The sequence below is a fragment of the Streptomyces sp. NBC_01176 genome (genome assembly GCF_045039825.1).
Lineage (GTDB): Bacteria > Actinomycetota > Actinomycetes > Streptomycetales > Streptomycetaceae > Streptomyces.
Genome location: NZ_CP108600.1, coordinates 6,194,123 through 6,212,784 on the forward strand (window position 1 = coordinate 6,194,123; position 18,662 = coordinate 6,212,784).

Consider the following 18,662-nt stretch of genomic DNA (forward strand, 5'->3'; position numbering starts at 1 on the left):
GGTCCGATGGCGAAGGTGTCAGAGGAGTCGACGACGACCAGGCTGACGGTCGCGCAGGCGCTGGTGCGGTTCCTGGCCGCGCAGTACACGGAGCGGGACGGCGAGCGGCAGCGGCTGATCGGCGCCACCTGGGGCATCTTCGGCCACGGCAACGTCGCCGGGATCGGCCAGGCGCTCGTCGAGTACCCGGACGAGATGCCGTACCTCCAGGGCCGCAACGAGCAGTCCATGGTCCACGCGGCGGTCGGCTACGCACGGCAGAGCAACCGGCTGTCGGCGCACGCCGTGACCACGTCCATCGGCCCCGGCGCGACCAATCTCGTCACGGGCGCCGCGCTCGCGACGATCAACCATCTCCCGGTGCTCCTCCTGCCCGGTGACACCTTCGCGACCCGCCCCGCGGACCCGGTGCTCCAGCAGCTCGAACTCCCGTACGCGGGTGATATGTCGGTCAACGACTGTCTGCGCCCGGTGTCGAGGTACTTCGACCGGGTGACCCGTCCCGAAGCGCTGATCCCGGCCGCCCTGCAGGCCATGCGCGTGCTCAGCGACCCGGTCGAGACCGGCGCCGTCACGCTCGCGCTGCCGCAGGACGTGCAGGCGGAGGCGTACGACTGGCCGGTGGAGTTCTTCGCGGAGCGGACCTGGACCGTGCGCCGGCCGGCGGCCGACGCGGTCGAGCTGGCCGCCGCCGTCACGGCGATCCGCGGGGCCCGGCGCCCGCTGATCGTCGCGGGCGGCGGCGTGCACCACAGCCGCGCCGAGGAGGCGCTCGCGGAACTCGCCGTGTCCACCAGGATCCCGGTCGCCTCCACCCAGGCGGGCAAGGGATCGCTGCGCTGGGACCACCCGCAGGACGTGGGCGCCATCGGCCACACGGGCACCGCGACCGCCGACGAGCTCGCCCGCACGGCCGACCTGGTGATCGGCGTCGGCACCCGCTACACCGACTTCACCACCGCCTCCGGCACCCTCTTCGCCGCCTCGGGCGTCCGCTTCCTGAACCTCAACATCGCGCCCTACGACGGTCACAAGCTGTCCGGGATACCGCTGGTCGCCGACGCGCGGGCCGGGATCGAGGCCCTCACCGAGGCGCTGCTGCTGCACGAGCACCACGCCGAGCCCGGGTACGTCACCGAGTACACGGACGACAAGGAGCGCTGGGAGTACCGGGTCGACGCGGCGTTCGAGGCCGAGGACATCGATCTGCGGCCCACCCAGCCGCAGGTCCTCGGCGTCCTCGACGAGCTGGTCACCGACGACGACATCCTGATCAACGCGGCCGGTTCGCTCCCCGGTGACCTGCACAAACTGTGGCGGGCCCGGTCGCGGGACCAGTACCACGTCGAGTACGGCTACTCGTGCATGGGCTACGAGATCCCGGCCGCGATCGGCGTCCGGCTGGCGGCGCCCGACCGCCCCGTGTGGGCGCTGGTCGGCGACGGCACGTATCTGATGATGCCGACCGAGATCGTCACCGCCGTGCAGGAGGGCGTCGCGATCAAGGTCCTCATCCTGCAGAACCACGGCTACGCCTCGATCGGCGGGCTCTCGGAGTCCGTGGGCGGCGAGCGGTACGGCACCGCGTACCGCTACCGCTCCGAGGACGGCACGTACACGGGAGCCCCGCTGCCCGTCGATCTCGCCGCCAACGCGGCCAGCCTCGGCATGCGCGTGCTGCGCGCGAAGACCGTCCGTGACCTGCGCTCGGCCCTGGCCGAGGCGCGCGCCGCGGACACTCCCACTTGTGTCTACGTGGAGACCAGAACGGCAGACACAGTGTCGGGCGCGCCCCCGGCCCAAGCCTGGTGGGATGTACCTGTGGCCGAGACCGCGACCCGAACGTCGGCGGTCAAGGCGCGTGAGGAGTACGACCGGCACGTCGCCGCCCGACGCCGCCATCTGTGAAGGAGTTCTTGGCCATGACGAAGACCGTCGACCACTGGATCGGTGGCAAGCCCGTCGCCAACGCCGCGGGCGAGTCGGGTACGTACGGACCGGTCACCGACCCGGCGACCGGCGCCGTGACCACGCGGGTCGCCTTCGCGACCGTGGACGAGGTGGACGCCGCGGTCGCCGCGGCGAAGGACGCCTACGCGACCTGGGGCCAGTCCTCGCTGGCGAAGCGGACCACGATCCTCTTCAAGTTCCGGGCGCTGCTGGACGCCAACCGGGACGCGATCGCCGAGCTGATCACCGCCGAGCACGGCAAGGTGCACTCGGACGCGCTCGGCGAGGTCGCGCGCGGCCTGGAGATCGTCGACCTGGCGTGCGGGATCACCGTGCAGCTGAAGGGCGAGCTGTCGACCGAGGTGGCCTCCCGGGTCGACGTGGCGTCGATCCGGCAGCCGCTGGGCGTCGTCGCGGGCATCACACCGTTCAACTTCCCGGCCATGGTGCCGATGTGGATGTTCCCGATCGCCATCGCGTGCGGCAACACCTTCGTGCTGAAGCCGTCCGAGAAGGACCCGTCGGCCGCCATGAAGCTCGCCGAGCTGCTGGCCGAGGCCGGCCTGCCCGACGGTGTCTTCAACGTCGTGCACGGTGACAAGGTGGCCGTGGACCGGCTCCTGGAGCACCCGGACGTCGCCGCCGTGTCCTTCGTCGGCTCGACGCCGATCGCCCGCTACATCCACACCACCGCCGCCGCGCACCACAAGCGCGTCCAGGCCCTGGGCGGCGCCAAGAACCACATGCTGGTCCTGCCGGACGCCGACCTGGACGCGGCCGCCGACGCCGCGGTCTCGGCCGCGTACGGCTCGGCCGGCGAGCGCTGCATGGCGATCTCCGCGGTCGTCGCGGTGGGCGCGATCGGCGACGAGCTGGTGGAGAAGATCCGTGAGCGCGCCGCGAAGATCAAGATCGGTCCCGGCGACGACCCGGCCTCCGAGATGGGTCCGCTGATCACGGCGGCGCACCGCGACAAGGTGGCGTCCTACGTGCACGGCGCGGCGGCGCAGGGCTCCGAGGTCGTCCTCGACGGCACCGGCTACACCGTGGAGGGGTACGAGGACGGCCACTGGATCGGCCTCTCGCTGCTCGACAAGGTGCCCACGACCGCGGACGCGTACCGGGACGAGATCTTCGGCCCCGTGCTGTGCGTGCTGCGTGTGGAGACGTACGAGGAGGGCGTCGCCCTCATCAACGCCTCGCCCTTCGGCAACGGCACCGCGATCTTCACCCGGGACGGCGGGGCGGCCCGCCGCTTCCAGCTGGAGATCGAGGCGGGCATGGTCGGCGTGAACGTGCCGATCCCGGTACCCGTCGGCTACCACTCCTTCGGCGGCTGGAAGGACTCCCTCTTCGGGGACCACCACATCTACGGCAACGACGGCACGCACTTCTACACCCGCGGCAAGGTCGTCACGACCCGCTGGCCGGACCCGTCGGAGGCGCCGTCCGGCGTCGACCTGGGCTTCCCGCGCAACCACTGAGAACCCCCGCACACGTCCTGTGAGGCCGTCCGTATAGCGGACGGCCTCACTTTTTTCTGTGCGGGTGCTGCGGTTCCCGTAGTGAGCCAACGCACTCCTCCGCTTGACCTGTTGCGTCCCGATGAACGTTGAGACGGTCTTACGGGTGCGGATTCCGTAGGTAAACACCCATTGACGCGACGGTTTTCGTCGGGGTTCCATTCGGTCCAACCGGGAGCGGACGAAGAGAAGAGATGCACGAAGCGAGCCGCCGGAGGCGATAGCGCTCCCGACCGAATCACTTGACGCACGAGTCGTCTTCTGACGCACGAGTCGATCGGAACCGCTCCATGACCGACACGCTCCGCCCTGTCGAGACCGCTGCCCCGGACACCGCCTCCACGGCCTCCGACAGCCCCCAGAAGCTCAAGCGCTCCATCGGCATCGTCGGAGGCACCCTGCTCACGCTCTCCTGCGTGACGCCCGCCTCCACGCTCTTCGTGGTCGTGCCCGACCTGTTCTCGTCCCTCGGCACCGCGACCGCCCTCACCATCGCGATCGGCTCGCTGCTCTGTATCGCCGTGGCGTTCTGCTACTCGGAGCTGGGCACCCTCATCCCCAGCGCGGGCGGCGAGTACGCCATGGTCTCCACGCTGGCCGGCCGGCTCGCGGGCTGGCTGGTCTTCGTGCTCTCCCTGCTCGTCGTCATGATCGTGCCGCCGGTGATCGCGATGGGCACCGCGGACTACCTGGCGCCGATCGTGCACCTCAACGCGTCGCTGGCCGGTGCGGGCGTGATGCTCCTGGCCACCCTCGCGGGCCTGCTCGACCTGCGGGCCAACGCCTGGATCACCGGTGTCTTCCTGGTCCTGGAGGTCATCGCGGCGGCCGTGGTGGCCGTCCTGGGCTTCGCGCACAGCCAGCGGGGCGCTGGCAGCCTGGTCTCGATGCAGATCGCGGGCTCCGGCGGGCACACGGACACCGTGACGGCCATGCTCGTGGTCTCCGGACTCGCCATCGCGCTCTTCATCACCCAGGGCTTCTCGACCGCGGTCTACCTCTCCGAGGAACTGGAGAACCCGCGCCGCAACGTCGCCCGTACGGTCCTGGCCACCCTCGCCATCTCGTCCGTGATCATCCTGGTCCCGGTCGTCGCGATCACCATGGGCGCCCCGGACCTCGCGGCCCTCACCGGCGGCGACATCAGCACCATGGTCACCGCCTGGTCCAACTCCGCCGTCGGCACCTTCGTCAGCCTCTGCGTCGCCCTCGCCATCATCAACGCGGGCATCGTCATGGTCATCCAGAACTCCCGGGTGCTGTTCGCCTCGGCCCGCGACAAGGCCTGGCCCGGACCGGTCAACAAGGGCCTCTCACGGCTCGGCCGCTTCGGCTCCCCCTGGGTCGCCACCCTCCTCGTCGGCGTCCCGGGCGCCGCCCTCTGCTTCGTCAACCTGGACACGCTGTACGGCGTCACGGGTGTGTCCGTGACGGCCATGTACCTGCTCGTCGCGGTCGCCGCGCTGCTCGCCCGGCGCGGCGGCCACGCCCACACCCCCGCCTGGCGCATGCCACTGTGGCCCGCCGTGCCGGTCCTGCTGATCGCCGTCCTCGCCTACATCCTCAGTCAGCAGGAGACGGTCTACCTCGTGTGGACCGGCGGCATCACGGCCGTCGCCACCTTCTACTGGGCCTTCTACCTGCGACCGCGCCGCGAGACCCGCTGGCTGGTGTCGATCCCCGAGGACGCGCAGGCCTGACCCTCATGTGAAGTCCCACGTCACCACCGTGCACGTCCCGTCGTCCTCGCCACCCGCACTGCGGTACGCGGCGAGGGCGACGTCGTTTCCGGTGTCCACACCGACCCACATCCCGTAGCAGCCGCGTTCACGGGCGAGCGCGGCGAGCGCCAGGACCAGGGCCCGACCGGTGCCGCGACGCCGGAAGGGCCCGGCGACCGCCAGTTCGTACAGGAACATCTCGGCGCCCTTGTCCGGATGGACGGTCTCGACACCGCTGACGAAACCGACCGGGCCGCCGTCCTCGTGGGCCAGGAACAGGTGATGACCCGGGGAGTCCAGGAAGCGCCGGGCCCACTCGGGGCGGACGGCGTGGTCGAAGAGGTGCTCGGCCGCCACGAGTTCGGTGACGGAGGTGGCGCGGCGAATCTCCATGGGGCGTTCGTACCACGGGCGCGGTACGCCGAAGCCCACGTCTACTCCCGCAGGAGGGGCGAGGGTTCAGACCGGCGGCGGCATCGGTTGTCGGCGGCGGCCCGTACCGTTGACGCATGGATCTTCGACTGCCCCGACTGCGCGGGCCCGCACCGCGGAAGCGGCGACGGTGGACAGCCGCGGCGGCCGCCGTCGTCGTGCTCGCCGGCGCCGGCACGTGGACGGCTGTGGCCTCGGACGGCGGGCCGGCCGTCCACCGCGCCGACCGCGTCATGGCCATGGGCGGCGGGGTGCGCGTCGACACCTCGTACTTCACCGCGGGCTCCGGCCGTCGCCCCGCCGTGCTGATCGGGCACGGCTTCGGCGGCAGCAAGGACGACGTCCGGCAGGAGGCCGAGAAGCTCGCCCGCGACGGGTACGCGGTGCTCACCTGGTCGGCGCGCGGCTTCGGCGGATCCAGCGGCAGGATCGGGCTGAACGACCCCGAGGGCGAGGTCGCCGACGTCTCCAGGCTCATCGACTGGCTCGCCACGCGCCCCGAGGTCCGGCTCGACAAGGCCGGCGACCCGCGCGTGGGCGTCACCGGCGCCTCGTACGGCGGAGCGGTCTCGCTGCTGGCCGCCGGACACGACCCGCGGGTCGACGCGATCGCCCCGTCGATCACGTACTGGAACCTGGCGGACGCCCTCTTCCCGAACGGTGTCTTCAAGAAGCTCTGGGCCGGCATCTTCATCAACTCCGGCGGCGGCTGCTCCCACTTCGAGCCGCAGCTGTGCGCCATGTACAACCGGGTCGCGGAGGCCGGGAAGCCGGACGCCGCCGCCCGTGACCTGCTCGAGGCCCGCTCCCCGTCCGCCGTCGCCGACCGCATCAAGGTGCCCACGCTGATCATGCAGGGGCAGACCGACTCCCTCTTCCCGCTCGGCCAGGCCGACGCCATGGCCCAGGCGATCCGGGCCAACGGCGCGCCCGTGGACGTCGACTGGATCGCGGGCGGCCACGACGGCGGGGACATGGAGACCGGCCGGGTCGAGGCCCGCGTCGGCTCCTGGTTCGACCGCTATCTGAAGGACGACAAGAACGCCGACACCGGCCCCGCGTTCCGCGTCACCCGCACCGGAGGCATCGACTCCACCGACGGCGCCGTACAGCTCAAGGGCGCGAGCGGCGACGCATACCCCGGCCTGGAGGGCACCGAGCACGCGATTCCACTCGGCACCGGCCGGAAGCAGAGCTTCCAGAACCCGGCGGGCGCGAGCCCACCCGCGATCTCCGCCCTCCCGGGGCTCGGCGGCGCGGGCGGCCTCTCCCAGCTCTCCTCCCTCGGCGTCGGCGTCTCGCTCGACTTCCCGGGCCAGTACGCGCGGTTCGACTCCGCGCCCGTCCGCACCGGCCTGCGGGTCACCGGATCGCCGACCGTGCGGGTCCACGTCACATCGAGCACCGACGACGCGGTCCTCTTCGGGAAGGTGTACGACGTCGGCCCGGGCGGCACCCAGCCGGTGCTGCCGGCACAACTGGTGGCCCCGCTGCGGGTGACGGGAGCCAAGGCGGGCAAGGACGTCACGATCGTCCTGCCCGCGATCGACCACGAGATCCAGAAGGGCCACCGGCTGCGGCTGGTCCTCGCCTCGACCGACCTCGGCTACGCGTCACCGGTCGCCCCGGCGACGTACACCGTCTCCCTGAAGAGCGACCTGAAGGTGCCCACGGCCCCCGGCGTGCGGACCGCCGCGGCGCCCCTGCCCTCGTGGGTGTGGTGGCTGCCCCTGGCCGGCGCGCTGGTCGCCCTGGCGCTCCTGCTCACCGGCCGCCGCCGTATGACGCCGGGGGCGCCCGACCCGGCCCTCGCCGAAGTCCCGCTCCAGATCACCGACCTGAGCAAGCGGTACGCGAAGTCCGCGGACCGGTACGCGGTACGCGACCTGTCGTTCCGCGTGGAAAGAGGCCAGGTCCTGGGACTCCTGGGGCCGAACGGCGCGGGCAAGACGACGACCCTGCGCATGCTCATGGGCCTGATCAAGCCCGACGGCGGCGAGATCCGCGTCTTCGGGCACGCGATCCGGCCGGGCGCGCCGGTCCTCTCCCGGGTCGGAGCCTTCGTGGAGGGCGCCGGCTTCCTGCCGCACCTCTCGGGCCGCGAGAACCTGGAGCTGTACTGGCGGGCGACAGGCCGTCCGCCCGAGGACGCGCATCTGGCGGAGGCGCTGGAGATCGCGGGCCTGGGGGACGCGCTGGCCCGCGCGGTCCGCACCTACTCCCAGGGCATGCGCCAGCGCCTCGCCATCGCCCAGGCCATGCTCGGCCTGCCGGACCTCCTGATCCTCGACGAACCGACCAACGGCCTGGACCCGCCCCAGATCCGCGAGATGCGCGAGGTCATGATCCGCTACGCCGCGGCGGGCCGCACCGTCATCGTCTCCAGCCATCTGCTGGCCGAGGTCGAGCAGTCCTGCACGCACCTGGTGGTCATGGACCGCGGACGGCTGGTGCAGGCGGGCCCGGTGAGCGAGATCATCGGCTCCGGCGACACCCTCCTCGTCGGCACGGGGTCGCCCGTGGACGGGCCGGTCGTCGAGAAGATCGGCGCGCTGCCGGGCGTGGCCTCGGCCGCCGCCGCCGAGGGCGGGCTGCTCATCCGCCTCGACGCGGACGGCAGCGCGGAACGCCTGGTCGTGGAACTCGTACGGCTCGAAGTGCCGGTGGCGTCGGTGGGCCCGCACCGGCGCCTGGAAGACGCCTTCCTCACCCTGATCGGAGGTGCCGCATGAGCACGCTCGCCGAGCGGGCCGAGACCGCGGACGGCTACCGTCCGCGGCACACACTGCCGCTGCGCGTCGAGCTGCTGCGGCAGCTCAAGCGCCGCCGCACCCTCGTCATGGGGGCGATCCTGGCGGTGCTGCCCTTCGTGCTCGTCGTCGCGTTCGCGATCGGCGGCCGGCCCGGCTCGCGCAACGGGCAGGTCACACTGATGGACACGGCCACGGCGTCGGGCGCGAACTTCGCCGCGGTGAACCTGTTCGTGTCCGCCGGCTTCCTGCTGGTCATCCCGGTCGCGCTGTTCTGCGGGGACACCATCGCCTCCGAGGCGAGCTGGTCCTCGCTGCGCTATCTGCTGGCGGCGCCGGTGCCGCGGACCCGGCTCCTGTGGTCCAAGCTCAGTGTCGCGCTGGGCCTCAGCCTCGCCGCGATGGTGCTGCTGCCGGTCGTCGCGCTGGCGGTGGGCACCGCGGCCTACGGCTGGGGCCCGCTGGAGATCCCCACCGGCGGCGCGCTCCCCACGGGCACCGCGACCCAGCGGCTCCTGGTGGTGATCGGGTACGTCTTCGTCTCCCAACTGGTCACGGCGGGGCTCGCGTTCTGGTTGTCGACCAAGACGGACGCGCCGCTCGGCGCGGTCGGCGGCGCGGTCGGCCTGACGATCGTGGGCAACGTCCTGGACGCCGTCACCGCCCTCGGCCACTGGCGTGACTTCCTGCCCGCGCACTGGCAGTTCGCGTGGGCCGACGCCGTTCAGCCGCAGCTGGAGTGGGCGGGCATGATCAAGGGCACGGCGATTTCGGTAACGTACGCGCTGGTCCTGTTCGCCCTGGCCTTCCGGGGTTTCCGGCGCAAGGACATCGTGTCGTAGATCTCCGGAGCGTCACCTACCGGTCTCGACGACCGCCCTTCGTGGCCGCTTCGAGATCCATCCGCAACGCTCCGTGGCGCACGCCGGAGCCCCCTCGGACGTCACAGTCACAGACATCGGCCCAGTACACGGCCGACGGGCGACTCACCGAGGGGGCACGGATGGGGAACGACCACATACGGCGACCGTGGCGGACGGTACGTCCTGGATGGCCGGCACACCCGGGACGGCCCGAACGCGCCGGGTGGCCGGCACACCCGGGACGGCCCGAACGCGCCGGGTCCCCTGAGCACCCCGGGCGGTCGGAGCGCCCCGTTCGTCGGTGGCGGCCGCGCGGCACCCTGCTCGCCCTCGTACTCGCGGGTGGTCTGCTGCTTTCCGGGTGCAGTGGGGGCGACGGCAGCCACAGCTCCGCGGACGGCGCGCACCGCTCCGGCGGATACTCGGGTCCGCTGCCCGCCCCGAACCGGACCTCGGGCTCCGGCCAGGGCGAGCCGGACGGCGAACAGACGGGCGACGCGCGGAGGGAGATCGCGCCGTCCCCCGACTACCTCTCCACCTTCGCCCTCGACGTCGACACCGCCTCCTACGGCTACGCCCGCCGCTCGCTCGCCGACGGACGGCTGCCCGACCCCACCACCGTCCGCCCCGAGGAGTTCGTCAACAGCTTCCGCCAGGACTACCGGCGCCCCGACGGCAACGGCTTCTCCGTCACCGTCGACGGCGCCCGCACCCGGGACGAGGACTGGTCACTGGTCCGGGTCGGCCTCGCCACCCGCACGGCCGCGCGCGAGGGCGAACGGCCGCCCGCCGCCCTCACCTTCGTCATCGACGTCTCCGGCTCCATGGGCGAACCCGGCCGGCTCGACCTCGCCAAGGACTCCCTCGGTGTGATGACGGACCAGCTCCGCGACGACGACTCGGTCGCCCTGGTCACCTTCAGCGACGAGGCCGAGACCGTGCTGCCGATGACCCGCCTCGGCCACCACCGCGGCCGCGTCCACGACGCGATCGACGCGCTCGAACCGACGGAGTCGACCAACCTCGGCGCGGGGGTGCGCACTGGGTACGACACGGCCGTCGAGGGCCTGCGCAAGGGCGCCACCAACCGGGTCGTCCTGATCTCGGACGCCCTCGCCAACACGGGGGAGACCGACGCGGACACCATCCTGGAACGCATCTCCGGCGCCCGCCGCGAGCACGGCATCACCCTCTTCGGCGTCGGTGTCGGCAGCGAGTACGGCGACGCCCTCATGGAGCGCCTCGCCGACAAGGGCGACGGCCACACGACGTATGTCTCGAACGACGACGACGCCCGCAAGGTCTTCTGCGAGCAGCTCCCCGAGAACATCGACCTCACGGCCCGCGACGCCAAGGCGCAGGTCGCCTTCGACCCGCAGACCGTACGGCAGTTCCGGCTCCTCGGGTACGACGACCGTCAGGTGGCCGACCAGGACTTCCGGGACGACCGGGTGGACGGCGGCGAGATCGGTCCCGGCCACACGGTCACCGCGCTCTACGCCGTGCGCACCCGCCCCGGTGCATCGGGCCACCTCGCCACCGCGAGCGTGCGCTGGCTCGACCCCCGCACCCGTACACCGCACGAGGAGTCCGGCCAACTGGAGACCGGCTCCCTCGACAGCGACCTGTGGACTTCCGCACCCCGCCTCCAGGTCGACGCGGTGGCCGCCTACTTCGCCGACGCTCTGCGCACGGGCGGCGACCGCGGGAGCGCGCTGCCGGGCGCCCTCCCCCTGTCCGAACTCGCGGGCCGGGCCCGTACGGTGGCGTCCGCCACGGAGGACGGAGCGGTACGCGACCTCGCCGACTCGGTCGAGCGGGCGAGCCGCCTGACGGGCTGACGGCGGGCTGACGGCAAGGGCCGGCGACCGGCGACCGTCGGCCCACGGCTCCCGACCGCTCGTGCCCGGACCATTGAACTTCCCTTACGAGTGAGTAAGTTGACCCGCGAGTAAGAACCCTGCGACCTGGTGGAGCCGTCATGGGCGTACGCAAGGATCTGAAACGGGCGGGGCGGCGGACCGACCTGGCGGCCCGCGCCGAGACCGAGCTGATCAGGGACGCGAGCGGTGCGGTGCGCGAGGTGCGCACCGCAGCGCTCGCGCCCCGGCCCGCCACCGGCAGTCTGGCCGACCTGCCCTTCACCAACGCGGCCGAGGCCCCGGACGCCGTGGTCCTGCGCCGCAGGGAGGGCGCCACCTGGCGCCCGGTCACCGCGGCGGCCTTCGCCCGCGAAGTCGCCGACACCGCGAAGGGGTTGATCGCCGCGGGCCTCGAACCCGGCGGCCCGGTCGCGGTGATGTCCCGTACCCGCTACGAATGGACGGTCCTCGACTTCGCGATCTGGGCGGCCGGCGGCCGCACCGTCCCGGTCTACGCGACCTCCTCCGCCGAGCAGGTGGAGTGGATCGTCAGGGACTCGGGCGCACGGTTCGTGCTCGTCGAGACCGCCGAGAACGCGGACACCGTCGCCACCGGCACCGCCCGGCACCCCGAACCCCCGGACGTACGGCGACTGGACGCCGGAGCCATGGCCGAACTGGCCGCCCGGGGACGGGACATCCCCGACGAGGAACTCTCCGAACGCCGCACCGCGCTCACCCCGGACACGGTCGCGACGGTCTGCTACACCTCCGGTACCACCGGACGGCCGAAGGGCTGCGTCCTCACGCACGCCAACCTGCACGCCGAGGCCGCCAACACGGTCGAGCTGCTGCACCCGATCTTCAAGGAGGTCACCGGCCAGACCACCTCGACCCTCCTCTTCCTCCCGCTCGCGCACATCCTGGGCCGCACCCTCCAGGTCGCCTGCCTGATGGCCCGGATCGAACTGGGCCACTGCCCCAGCATCAAGCCGGACGAACTCCGCCCCGCGCTGAGGCAGTTTCGACCCACCTTCCTCGTCGGTGTGCCCTACCTCTTCGAGAAGATCCACGCCACAGGGCGGGCGACCGCCGAGAGGATCGGCCGCGCGGCCTCCTTCGACCGCGCCGACCGCGTCGGCGTCCGCTTCGGACAGGCCTGCCTGGACAAGTTCCTGGGGACGGGCAAGGGCCCCCGCCCCGGCCTGTACGCGGCGTGGGGGCTGTACGACCTGCTGGTCTACCGCCGTATCCGCAGGGAACTCGGCGGCCGCCTGCGCTACGCCATCAGCGGCGGCGCGCCGCTCGACCGCAACCTCAATCTGTTCTTCTACGCCGCCGGCGTCATCGTCTACGAGGGGTACGGCCTGACGGAGACCACGGCCGCGGCGACGATCGTGCCGCCGCTGCGCCCCCGCCCCGGCACGGTCGGCCTTCCGGTCCCGGGTACCGCGGTCCGTATCGCCGACGACGGCGAGGTCCTCGTCAGGGGCGGTGTCGTCTTCGGCTCCTACTGGAACGACCCGGCGGCGACCGACGCCGTCCTGCGCGACGACTGGTTCGCGACCGGCGACCTCGGAGCCCTCGACGACGACGGTTACCTCACCATCACCGGACGCAAGAAGGACCTCCTGGTCACCTCGGGCGGCAAGAACGTCTCCCCGGCCGTCCTGGAGGACCGGCTGCGCAGCCGTCCGCCCGTCGGCCAGTGTGTCGTCGTCGGCGACAACCGGCCCTTCGTCGCCGCCCTGATCAGCCTCGACCCCGAGGCCGTCGCGCACTGGCTCGCCGTCCGCGGCCGGCCCGCCGACACCCCGCCGTCCGAACTCGTGAGGGACCCCTCGCTGCGCGCCGACGTCCAGAAGGCCGTGGACCACGCGAACGGGGCGGTCTCGCGGGCCGAGTCCATCCGCGCCTTCGCCCTGGTCGCGGAGGAGTTCACCGAGGCGGGCGGGCTGCTCACGCCGTCCCTGAAGGTCAGGCGCCATGCGGTGGCGACCGCGTACGCGGCCGAGATCGAGGCGCTGTACGGGACCTGAACACGCGAAGAGCGGGCCGCCGAGATGCTCGACGGCCCGCTCTGCGCGATGGGGGGATCAGCCGTTGTTGGCGCCGTTGCCCGAGAGGACCGGGATCTGGTCCAGGATGTGCGACAGCGGCTCGTCGCCCTTGGCCTGGGTCGAGTTCTCGACGCACTGCTGGTTCTGCGGGGCCGACAGGACCGGGACGTCCTGCACGGCGATCGGGATCAGGCCGACGAGCGAACCGGCGTTGACCTTCGCGGGCAGGCCGATGCACGGCTTGTTCAGCGAACCCTGGACCAGCGAGAGCTGCGGGCTCATGCTGCCGAACGTGGCGGAGTTGCCGAACGACTGCTCGGCTCCGTTGCCACTGACGGACGTGGTGCCACCGTCGTCACCGATCGCCAGGGCCTGGGGGGCGGCCGCGGCCGAGATGCCGGCGACGGAAGCGGCGATAGCGGCGGTTGCCCACAGCTTCTTCATGTTCGTTCCCTTCGAAAAGCGGACTCCTGGGGGAGGAGCTGCATGATCATCAACTGCCTTGCCTGGTCCGGGGTTTCGGGTTGTGCCCCATTCGGCGCAGCGCCCGGGGAGCTCGATTCGCCACGTGTACGCCGGTGAGCTCCCCTGAAAGGAGACGCCACGTCCGAAGCGCGGCGAACCACGCGGCCGGGAAAGGAATTCGCCCGAGGAACGGACGACCCGAAGAGCAGGAGAGCGGAGGAGCGGAAGAAGGGAAAAGAGGAATGCGTGAAGAGACGAATGTGTGAAGAGTCGGGAGGGTTCAGGAAACGCCGACGGGCCGCCGAATGCTCGGCGGCCCGCTGACGAGAACTCAGGAAGAGGACTGCGAGGCGGATTACCTGTTGCCCGTACCGTTGCCGGAGAGGACCGGGATGTCGTCCAGGATGTGCGACAGCGGCTCGTCACCCTTGGCCTGGGTCGAGTTCTCGACGCACTGCTGGTTCTGCGGGGCCGACAGGATCGGGACGTCCTGGACGCTGATCGGCACGGCGCCGACGAGCGAGCCCAGGTTCGCCTTGGCCGGCAGGCCGATGCAGGGCTTGTTCAGGGAGCCCTGGATGAGCGCCATCTGCGGACTCATGTTGCCGAACGTCGCAGAGTTTCCGTACGACTGGGTGGCACCGTTACCGCTGGTGGACGTCGTGCCACCGTCGTTTCCGATGGCCAGCGCCTGCGGCGCGGCCGCGGCGGAAACGCCGACGACGGAAGCGGCGACCGCGGCGGCGGCCATAACCTTCTTGATCACTAGCTAGTCCCTTCTGGAGAAACCCCGTCCACCGGAGCGCACTGGTCAACTGCGGCGGACGTCCTTGGTTGCTCCCATTCACTCCGATGGCGCACATCGAAGAGGGCTCCGGGCTCGCGCGCGCCATGGATTCCCGCGCATTCCCGTCCGCTGAACGGGCCAACCGGGTGAATCACCGAAACCAATGCGAGGCCGCCGGGTTGATGCCAGGGCAGGAACACGTGTCTCTGCCAGGAAAGGAACGCGAAATGTTCAAGAAGGCAATGGCCGCGGCGGCGGTCGCCGCTTCCGTCGTCGGTGTCTCGGCGGCGGCCGCGCCCCAGGCGCTTGCCATCGGTGACGACAGCGGTACGACCTCGGTCAGCGGGAACGGCGCCACTCAGTCGTTCGGCAACTCGGTGACCGGCGGCAACATGAGCCCGCAGCTCAGCCTCGCGCAGGGCTCGCTGAACAAGCTCTGTGTCGGCCTGCCGGCCAAGGCGAACGCCGGCTCGCTCGTCGGGGTGCTCGTGCCCGTCGCCGTCCAGGACATTCCGGTCCTGTCTGCCCCGCAGAACCAGCAGTGCGCCGAGAACTCGACCCAGGCCAAGGGCGACGAGCCGCTGTCGCACCTGGTGGACGACATCCCGGTCCTGTCGGGCAACGGTGTCGGCAACCACTGACCGTCGCCGCTGAATCTTCGCCTCGAAGAGGCTCGGGCCGCCCGTCGCGTTCGACGCGGGCGGTCCGCTGCTCTTCCCGGCAATTCAGGGAAGCGTTTCTTCTCTTGTGCGGTCTCGGTCCCGCCATGGAAACAGGGCAATTCGAGTGAATTCCCAAACGGTGTGCGTTCCGTAGTTTCTTCGGGCGTCCCGCCCTCGTTTACAGCCTGCAGGTCATGAAGCGAGCCGTTCCCGTTGTGCTCGCTCGGCTTCGGCCGTCATAGGGGCATGACCGCAGAGAAGGGAAAGCACGTGAAGCACAAGAAGAGCGCTGCTGTCGTCGCCGGCGCGATCATGACCCTGGGCATGGCCGCCCCGGCCTTCGCGGACGCCGGTGCCGAGGGCGCCGCCATCGGTTCCCCGGGTGTCCTCTCGGGCAACGTGGTCCAGGTTCCCGTGCACATCCCCGTCAACGTGTGCGGCAACTCGATCGACGTCATCGGCCTGCTCAACCCGGCGTTCGGCAGCGCCTGCGCCAACGACTGACGCGACAGGACACCAGCCACCCGGCTGTTTCACGGCCGGCCTTGGACCGTCTTTCCGGTTCCGGGGCCGGCCTTCCTCACTTATCACTTCTCACTTCTTCACACAGGGAGGACAAGAGATTGCGACAGACCCTGAGCAAGGGAATGGTCATGGCCGCGGCCACGACGAGCATCCTGTCCCTGTACGGCACCCCCGCGTTCGCGGACGCGCAGGCGAACGGCGGCACGGCGGACTCGCCCGGCGTCGCATCGGGCAACACGCTTCAGGTTCCGCTGAACGTGCCGGTGAACGTCTGCGGCAACACCGTCAACGTGATCGCCGCGCTCAACCCGGCCTTCGGGAACTCCTGCGCCAACGGCTCGGGTTCGCAGGGGTCGCGCGGCGTGACGCACCAGCCCGTCCACCAGGTGGGCCGGGCCGGGCACGTGGGTGGTCACACGGACCACCACGGGTCGGGCCCTTACAGCGGCCCCACCGGCCACGACTCGGCCGGCTCCGGCGTGGGCTCGGGTCCCCTGGGCTCCGGCTCGCTGGGCTCCGGTGCCTCGGCGTACGGAGAGACGCACGGTTCGCCCGGCATCGGGTCGGGCAACACCGTGCAGGCCCCGGTGGACATCCCGGTGAACGCCTGCGGCGACTCGGTGAACGTCATCGGCATCGGCAACCCCGCGTTCGGCAACGACTGCGAGAACGGCTACGGCGACACCCCGCCGCCTCCCACGACGCCGCCGACCACTCCGCCGCCCCCCACCACCCCGCCGCCGGTGACTCCGCCGGTGACGCCGCCGGTGACGCCTCCCGCCACTCCGCCGGTGGCGCCGCCCGTCACCCCTCCCGCGCCGCCCTCCCTGGCCCAGACGGGCAGTGAGGACGTGCTCGGGTTCTCGGCCGCCAGTGCCGCGCTGCTGATCGGTGGCGCCGTCCTGTACCGGCGAGGCCGAGCCACGTCGCGTCGCTAGCACGCGGCACCAGCAGGATGCCCGTACGACGCATCGGGTGCCGGACACCTCACCGTGTCCGGCACCCGAGCTCGTTGTCCGAGCCGGTCCTGGGTCTGTTCCCGAGGCCGTCATGAACAGACCCGGCGCCGAGGACTCGACGCCGCAGCCGGCCACCACGGCCAGGCTCCCGCGCAGCTCGTCGCCGAGCGGCCCGTACCGTTCGCGGCTCGCGCCGAACCCGTCGCCCGCGACGCGACGTTCGGCCACCGGTGCCGCCGCGCCGCCGTTCCACCCCACCGTCTCCAGCCCTACGTCCTACGTCGCCGTACGCCGCCCGCCGACGCGTCAGCTTCGACGCTCGCGTCATCCATCGGGATGAGCACGGCTGGACGAGACGGACGCGCGGCCACTCGGAGCAACGCCGGTACGACGCCCGTGCCGCTCACGCCGGGCAAGGCCGATGGGTGGGTCTCGCGGACGAAAGCCGAATCCCCGGACGGGAATTCGTGCGAAGTCGCGACCACGTACACGTCCACGCCGCTCCGCCGAGCAGAGGAACGGAGTTTCCCCTCGGTTCCGTCACCCGCGCGGGTGACCGGCGTGCCTGAAAGACGATGCCTCTGTTGGCGGAACGGGCATTCATATGACTGGGTGTCAGTGGAGGAGGAGGAAGAGAGCAGCCGGAGCAGCAGAGAGCGGAGAGAGGAGCAGGCATGGCCCCACAACAGCAATGGTCCCGGAGCGGAAGGCTGGCATTCGTCGCGGCCGGCATCGTCGCGTCGATCGCCCTGGCGCCGGGTCCGGGATACGCCGTGGGGGCCGGGGCGGTACGCGTCGCCGATCCTCCGGCACCGACACCGACGTCGGTGACACCGCAGGCGCAGACGCCCGTGCCGCCCGCGCCGCCCGTGCCGCCCGCGCCGCCCCCGCCGTCCACGACGCCGGCCGCGCCGACCACTCCCGCCGCATCCGTGACACCCACCGTCGCGCCCACCGCACCCGTGACGCCGCCGACTCCCTCGACGTCCGCGAAGCCCACGCCGCCCGCGACGGTCGTACCGCGCCCGGCCTTCGGGGCCTACCTCGACTACGGCCCGCTGGGCGTGGCCCGGATCGCCCAGCTCAGCCAGTGGCTGGGCGGCACCGAGCTGCGCGTCGGGCACACGTACCTGCCGGGCGACCGCTGGAGCAACATCGAGGGACCGCCCGGATTCCTCGACGTCTGGGCGAACTGGCGGCGCGAGCGGGCCGACCGGATGTTCGTCCTCAACGTGCCGATGCTGGAGCGCAACGAGGAGAACGTCTCCGACCCCGAGGTGCGGGCACTGCTGAGGCAGGGCGCCGAAGGGGCGTTCGACGGGCATTTCCGCGCGCTCGCCCAGCGGCTGGTCCGGCTGGAGGTGCCGGACACGGTGATCGTGCTGGGCTGGGAGATGAACGGCATCACGTACACCCACCGCTGCGGGCCGGACCCGGAGGCGTGGAAGAAGTACTGGAACAGGATCGTCACCGTCATGCGGTCGGTGCCCGGACAGAAATTCCGGTTCGATTTCACCCCGAGCCGCGGCCAGGACGCCGTTCCGTGGACGCAGTGCTATCCCGGGGACGACACGGTCGACATCATCGGCATGGATTCCTACGACCAGCCGAGCGGACTGTCGTTCGACGACGAGGTCAAGGAGCCGTACGGCCTCCAGGAGCACGTGGACTTCGCCAAGGCCCACGGCAAGCCCATCTCGTATCCCGAATGGGGGCTCTTCCGCAACGGTGACAACGCCGCGTACATGAAGCGCATGCTCGCGTGGATGGACGAGCACCCGCCCCTGTACAACACGCTGACCGACTACTGCCCGCACGGTGTGTGGCAGTGCGCGGACAACCCGAAGGCGTCCGCGGTGTACCACGCGGTGCTCTCCGGCCACTTCGACCCGACACCGGAGCCGACACCCATGCCGACGCCGGTGCCGTCCGTGCCGAAGCCGGTGCCGACCCCCGTGCCCACTCCCGTGCCGACGCCGGTGCACCCTCCCAACTGTTCGCCGGTGGACCTGGGCGACTGGGTGGAGCACTGGATCGGAGGGAAGCTCTGCCTCCGCCTCGACTGGTGGTCGCGCAACCGGTGACCGGACCGTGGACGGGACA

At 71.4% G+C, this 18,662-nt stretch carries 14 protein-coding genes; 11 read left to right on the top strand and 3 right to left on the bottom strand.

Going from position 1 to position 18,662, the window contains the following annotated elements; all coding sequences use genetic code 11:
- The first annotated feature begins 6 nt into the window (after window positions 1-6).
- The 3 genes from iolD (at window position 7) to OG199_RS26745 (ending at window position 5,173) form a co-directional block, all read left to right on the top strand.
- The gene (gene iolD / locus OG199_RS26735) at window positions 7-1,908 is read left to right on the top strand and encodes a 3D-(3,5/4)-trihydroxycyclohexane-1,2-dione acylhydrolase (decyclizing) (protein ID WP_356798865.1); all 1,902 of its coding nucleotides are present in this window, start codon (window positions 7-9) and stop codon (window positions 1,906-1,908) included.
- A gap of 14 nt (window positions 1,909-1,922) precedes the next feature.
- Window positions 1,923-3,434, top strand: coding sequence for a CoA-acylating methylmalonate-semialdehyde dehydrogenase (mmsA, locus tag OG199_RS26740; protein ID WP_356798867.1), 1,512 nt, complete (start codon window positions 1,923-1,925; stop codon window positions 3,432-3,434).
- A 329-nt stretch (window positions 3,435-3,763) separates the two neighbouring features.
- The gene (locus OG199_RS26745) at window positions 3,764-5,173 is read left to right on the top strand and encodes an APC family permease (protein ID WP_405831615.1); all 1,410 of its coding nucleotides are present in this window, start codon (window positions 3,764-3,766) and stop codon (window positions 5,171-5,173) included.
- Window positions 5,174-5,176: 3 nt separating this feature from the next.
- Here OG199_RS26745 and OG199_RS26750 read toward each other — a convergent pair whose 3' ends face one another.
- Window positions 5,177-5,587 (bottom strand): GNAT family N-acetyltransferase, encoded by a 411-nt coding sequence (locus tag OG199_RS26750; RefSeq protein WP_356798871.1) that lies wholly within the window; start codon window positions 5,585-5,587, stop codon window positions 5,177-5,179.
- 116 nt (window positions 5,588-5,703) lie between these two features.
- Between OG199_RS26750 and OG199_RS26755 the strand changes: the two genes are divergently transcribed.
- The 4 genes from OG199_RS26755 (at window position 5,704) to OG199_RS26770 (ending at window position 13,140) form a co-directional block, all read left to right on the top strand.
- Window positions 5,704-8,358 carry an alpha/beta fold hydrolase gene (locus OG199_RS26755; protein WP_405831617.1) on the top strand — a complete coding sequence of 885 codons (2,655 nt, stop codon included), beginning with the start codon at window positions 5,704-5,706 and terminating at the stop codon, window positions 8,356-8,358.
- Window positions 8,355-9,218, top strand: coding sequence for an ABC transporter permease (locus OG199_RS26760; protein WP_405831619.1), 864 nt, complete (start codon window positions 8,355-8,357; stop codon window positions 9,216-9,218). Before OG199_RS26755 ends, OG199_RS26760 begins: the two co-directional genes overlap by 4 nt.
- A gap of 161 nt (window positions 9,219-9,379) precedes the next feature.
- Window positions 9,380-11,080, top strand: a complete 1,701-nt coding sequence (locus OG199_RS26765) for a von Willebrand factor type A domain-containing protein (protein WP_405831621.1) — start codon at window positions 9,380-9,382, stop codon at window positions 11,078-11,080.
- 140 nt (window positions 11,081-11,220) lie between these two features.
- Window positions 11,221-13,140: an AMP-dependent synthetase/ligase gene (locus OG199_RS26770; protein ID WP_405831623.1), complete on the top strand. Its 1,920-nt coding sequence runs from the start codon at window positions 11,221-11,223 to the stop codon at window positions 13,138-13,140.
- Between the two features lie 57 nt (window positions 13,141-13,197).
- Here OG199_RS26770 and OG199_RS26775 read toward each other — a convergent pair whose 3' ends face one another.
- Complete coding sequence (locus OG199_RS26775; protein WP_356798880.1) at window positions 13,198-13,605, bottom strand: rodlin; 408 nt, start codon at window positions 13,603-13,605, stop codon at window positions 13,198-13,200.
- A 376-nt stretch (window positions 13,606-13,981) separates the two neighbouring features.
- The gene (locus OG199_RS26780) at window positions 13,982-14,392 is read right to left on the bottom strand and encodes a rodlin (protein ID WP_356798882.1); all 411 of its coding nucleotides are present in this window, start codon (window positions 14,390-14,392) and stop codon (window positions 13,982-13,984) included.
- Between the two features lie 248 nt (window positions 14,393-14,640).
- Here OG199_RS26780 and OG199_RS26785 point away from each other — a divergent pair, with 248 nt between their 5' ends.
- From OG199_RS26785 to OG199_RS26800, 4 genes are all read left to right on the top strand, one after another.
- On the top strand, window positions 14,641-15,054 hold the full coding sequence (locus tag OG199_RS26785; RefSeq protein WP_266699283.1) for a rodlin: 414 nt from the start codon (window positions 14,641-14,643) through the stop codon (window positions 15,052-15,054).
- Between the two features lie 333 nt (window positions 15,055-15,387).
- Window positions 15,388-15,579 carry a chaplin gene (locus tag OG199_RS26790; RefSeq protein ID WP_356798909.1) on the top strand — a complete coding sequence of 64 codons (192 nt, stop codon included), beginning with the start codon at window positions 15,388-15,390 and terminating at the stop codon, window positions 15,577-15,579.
- Between the two features lie 119 nt (window positions 15,580-15,698).
- On the top strand, window positions 15,699-16,538 hold the full coding sequence (locus tag OG199_RS26795; RefSeq protein ID WP_405831626.1) for a chaplin: 840 nt from the start codon (window positions 15,699-15,701) through the stop codon (window positions 16,536-16,538).
- Between the two features lie 695 nt (window positions 16,539-17,233).
- Window positions 17,234-18,643 (top strand): glycoside hydrolase family 26 protein, encoded by a 1,410-nt coding sequence (locus OG199_RS26800; protein WP_405831627.1) that lies wholly within the window; start codon window positions 17,234-17,236, stop codon window positions 18,641-18,643.
- The last annotated feature ends 19 nt before the right edge of the window (window positions 18,644-18,662 follow it).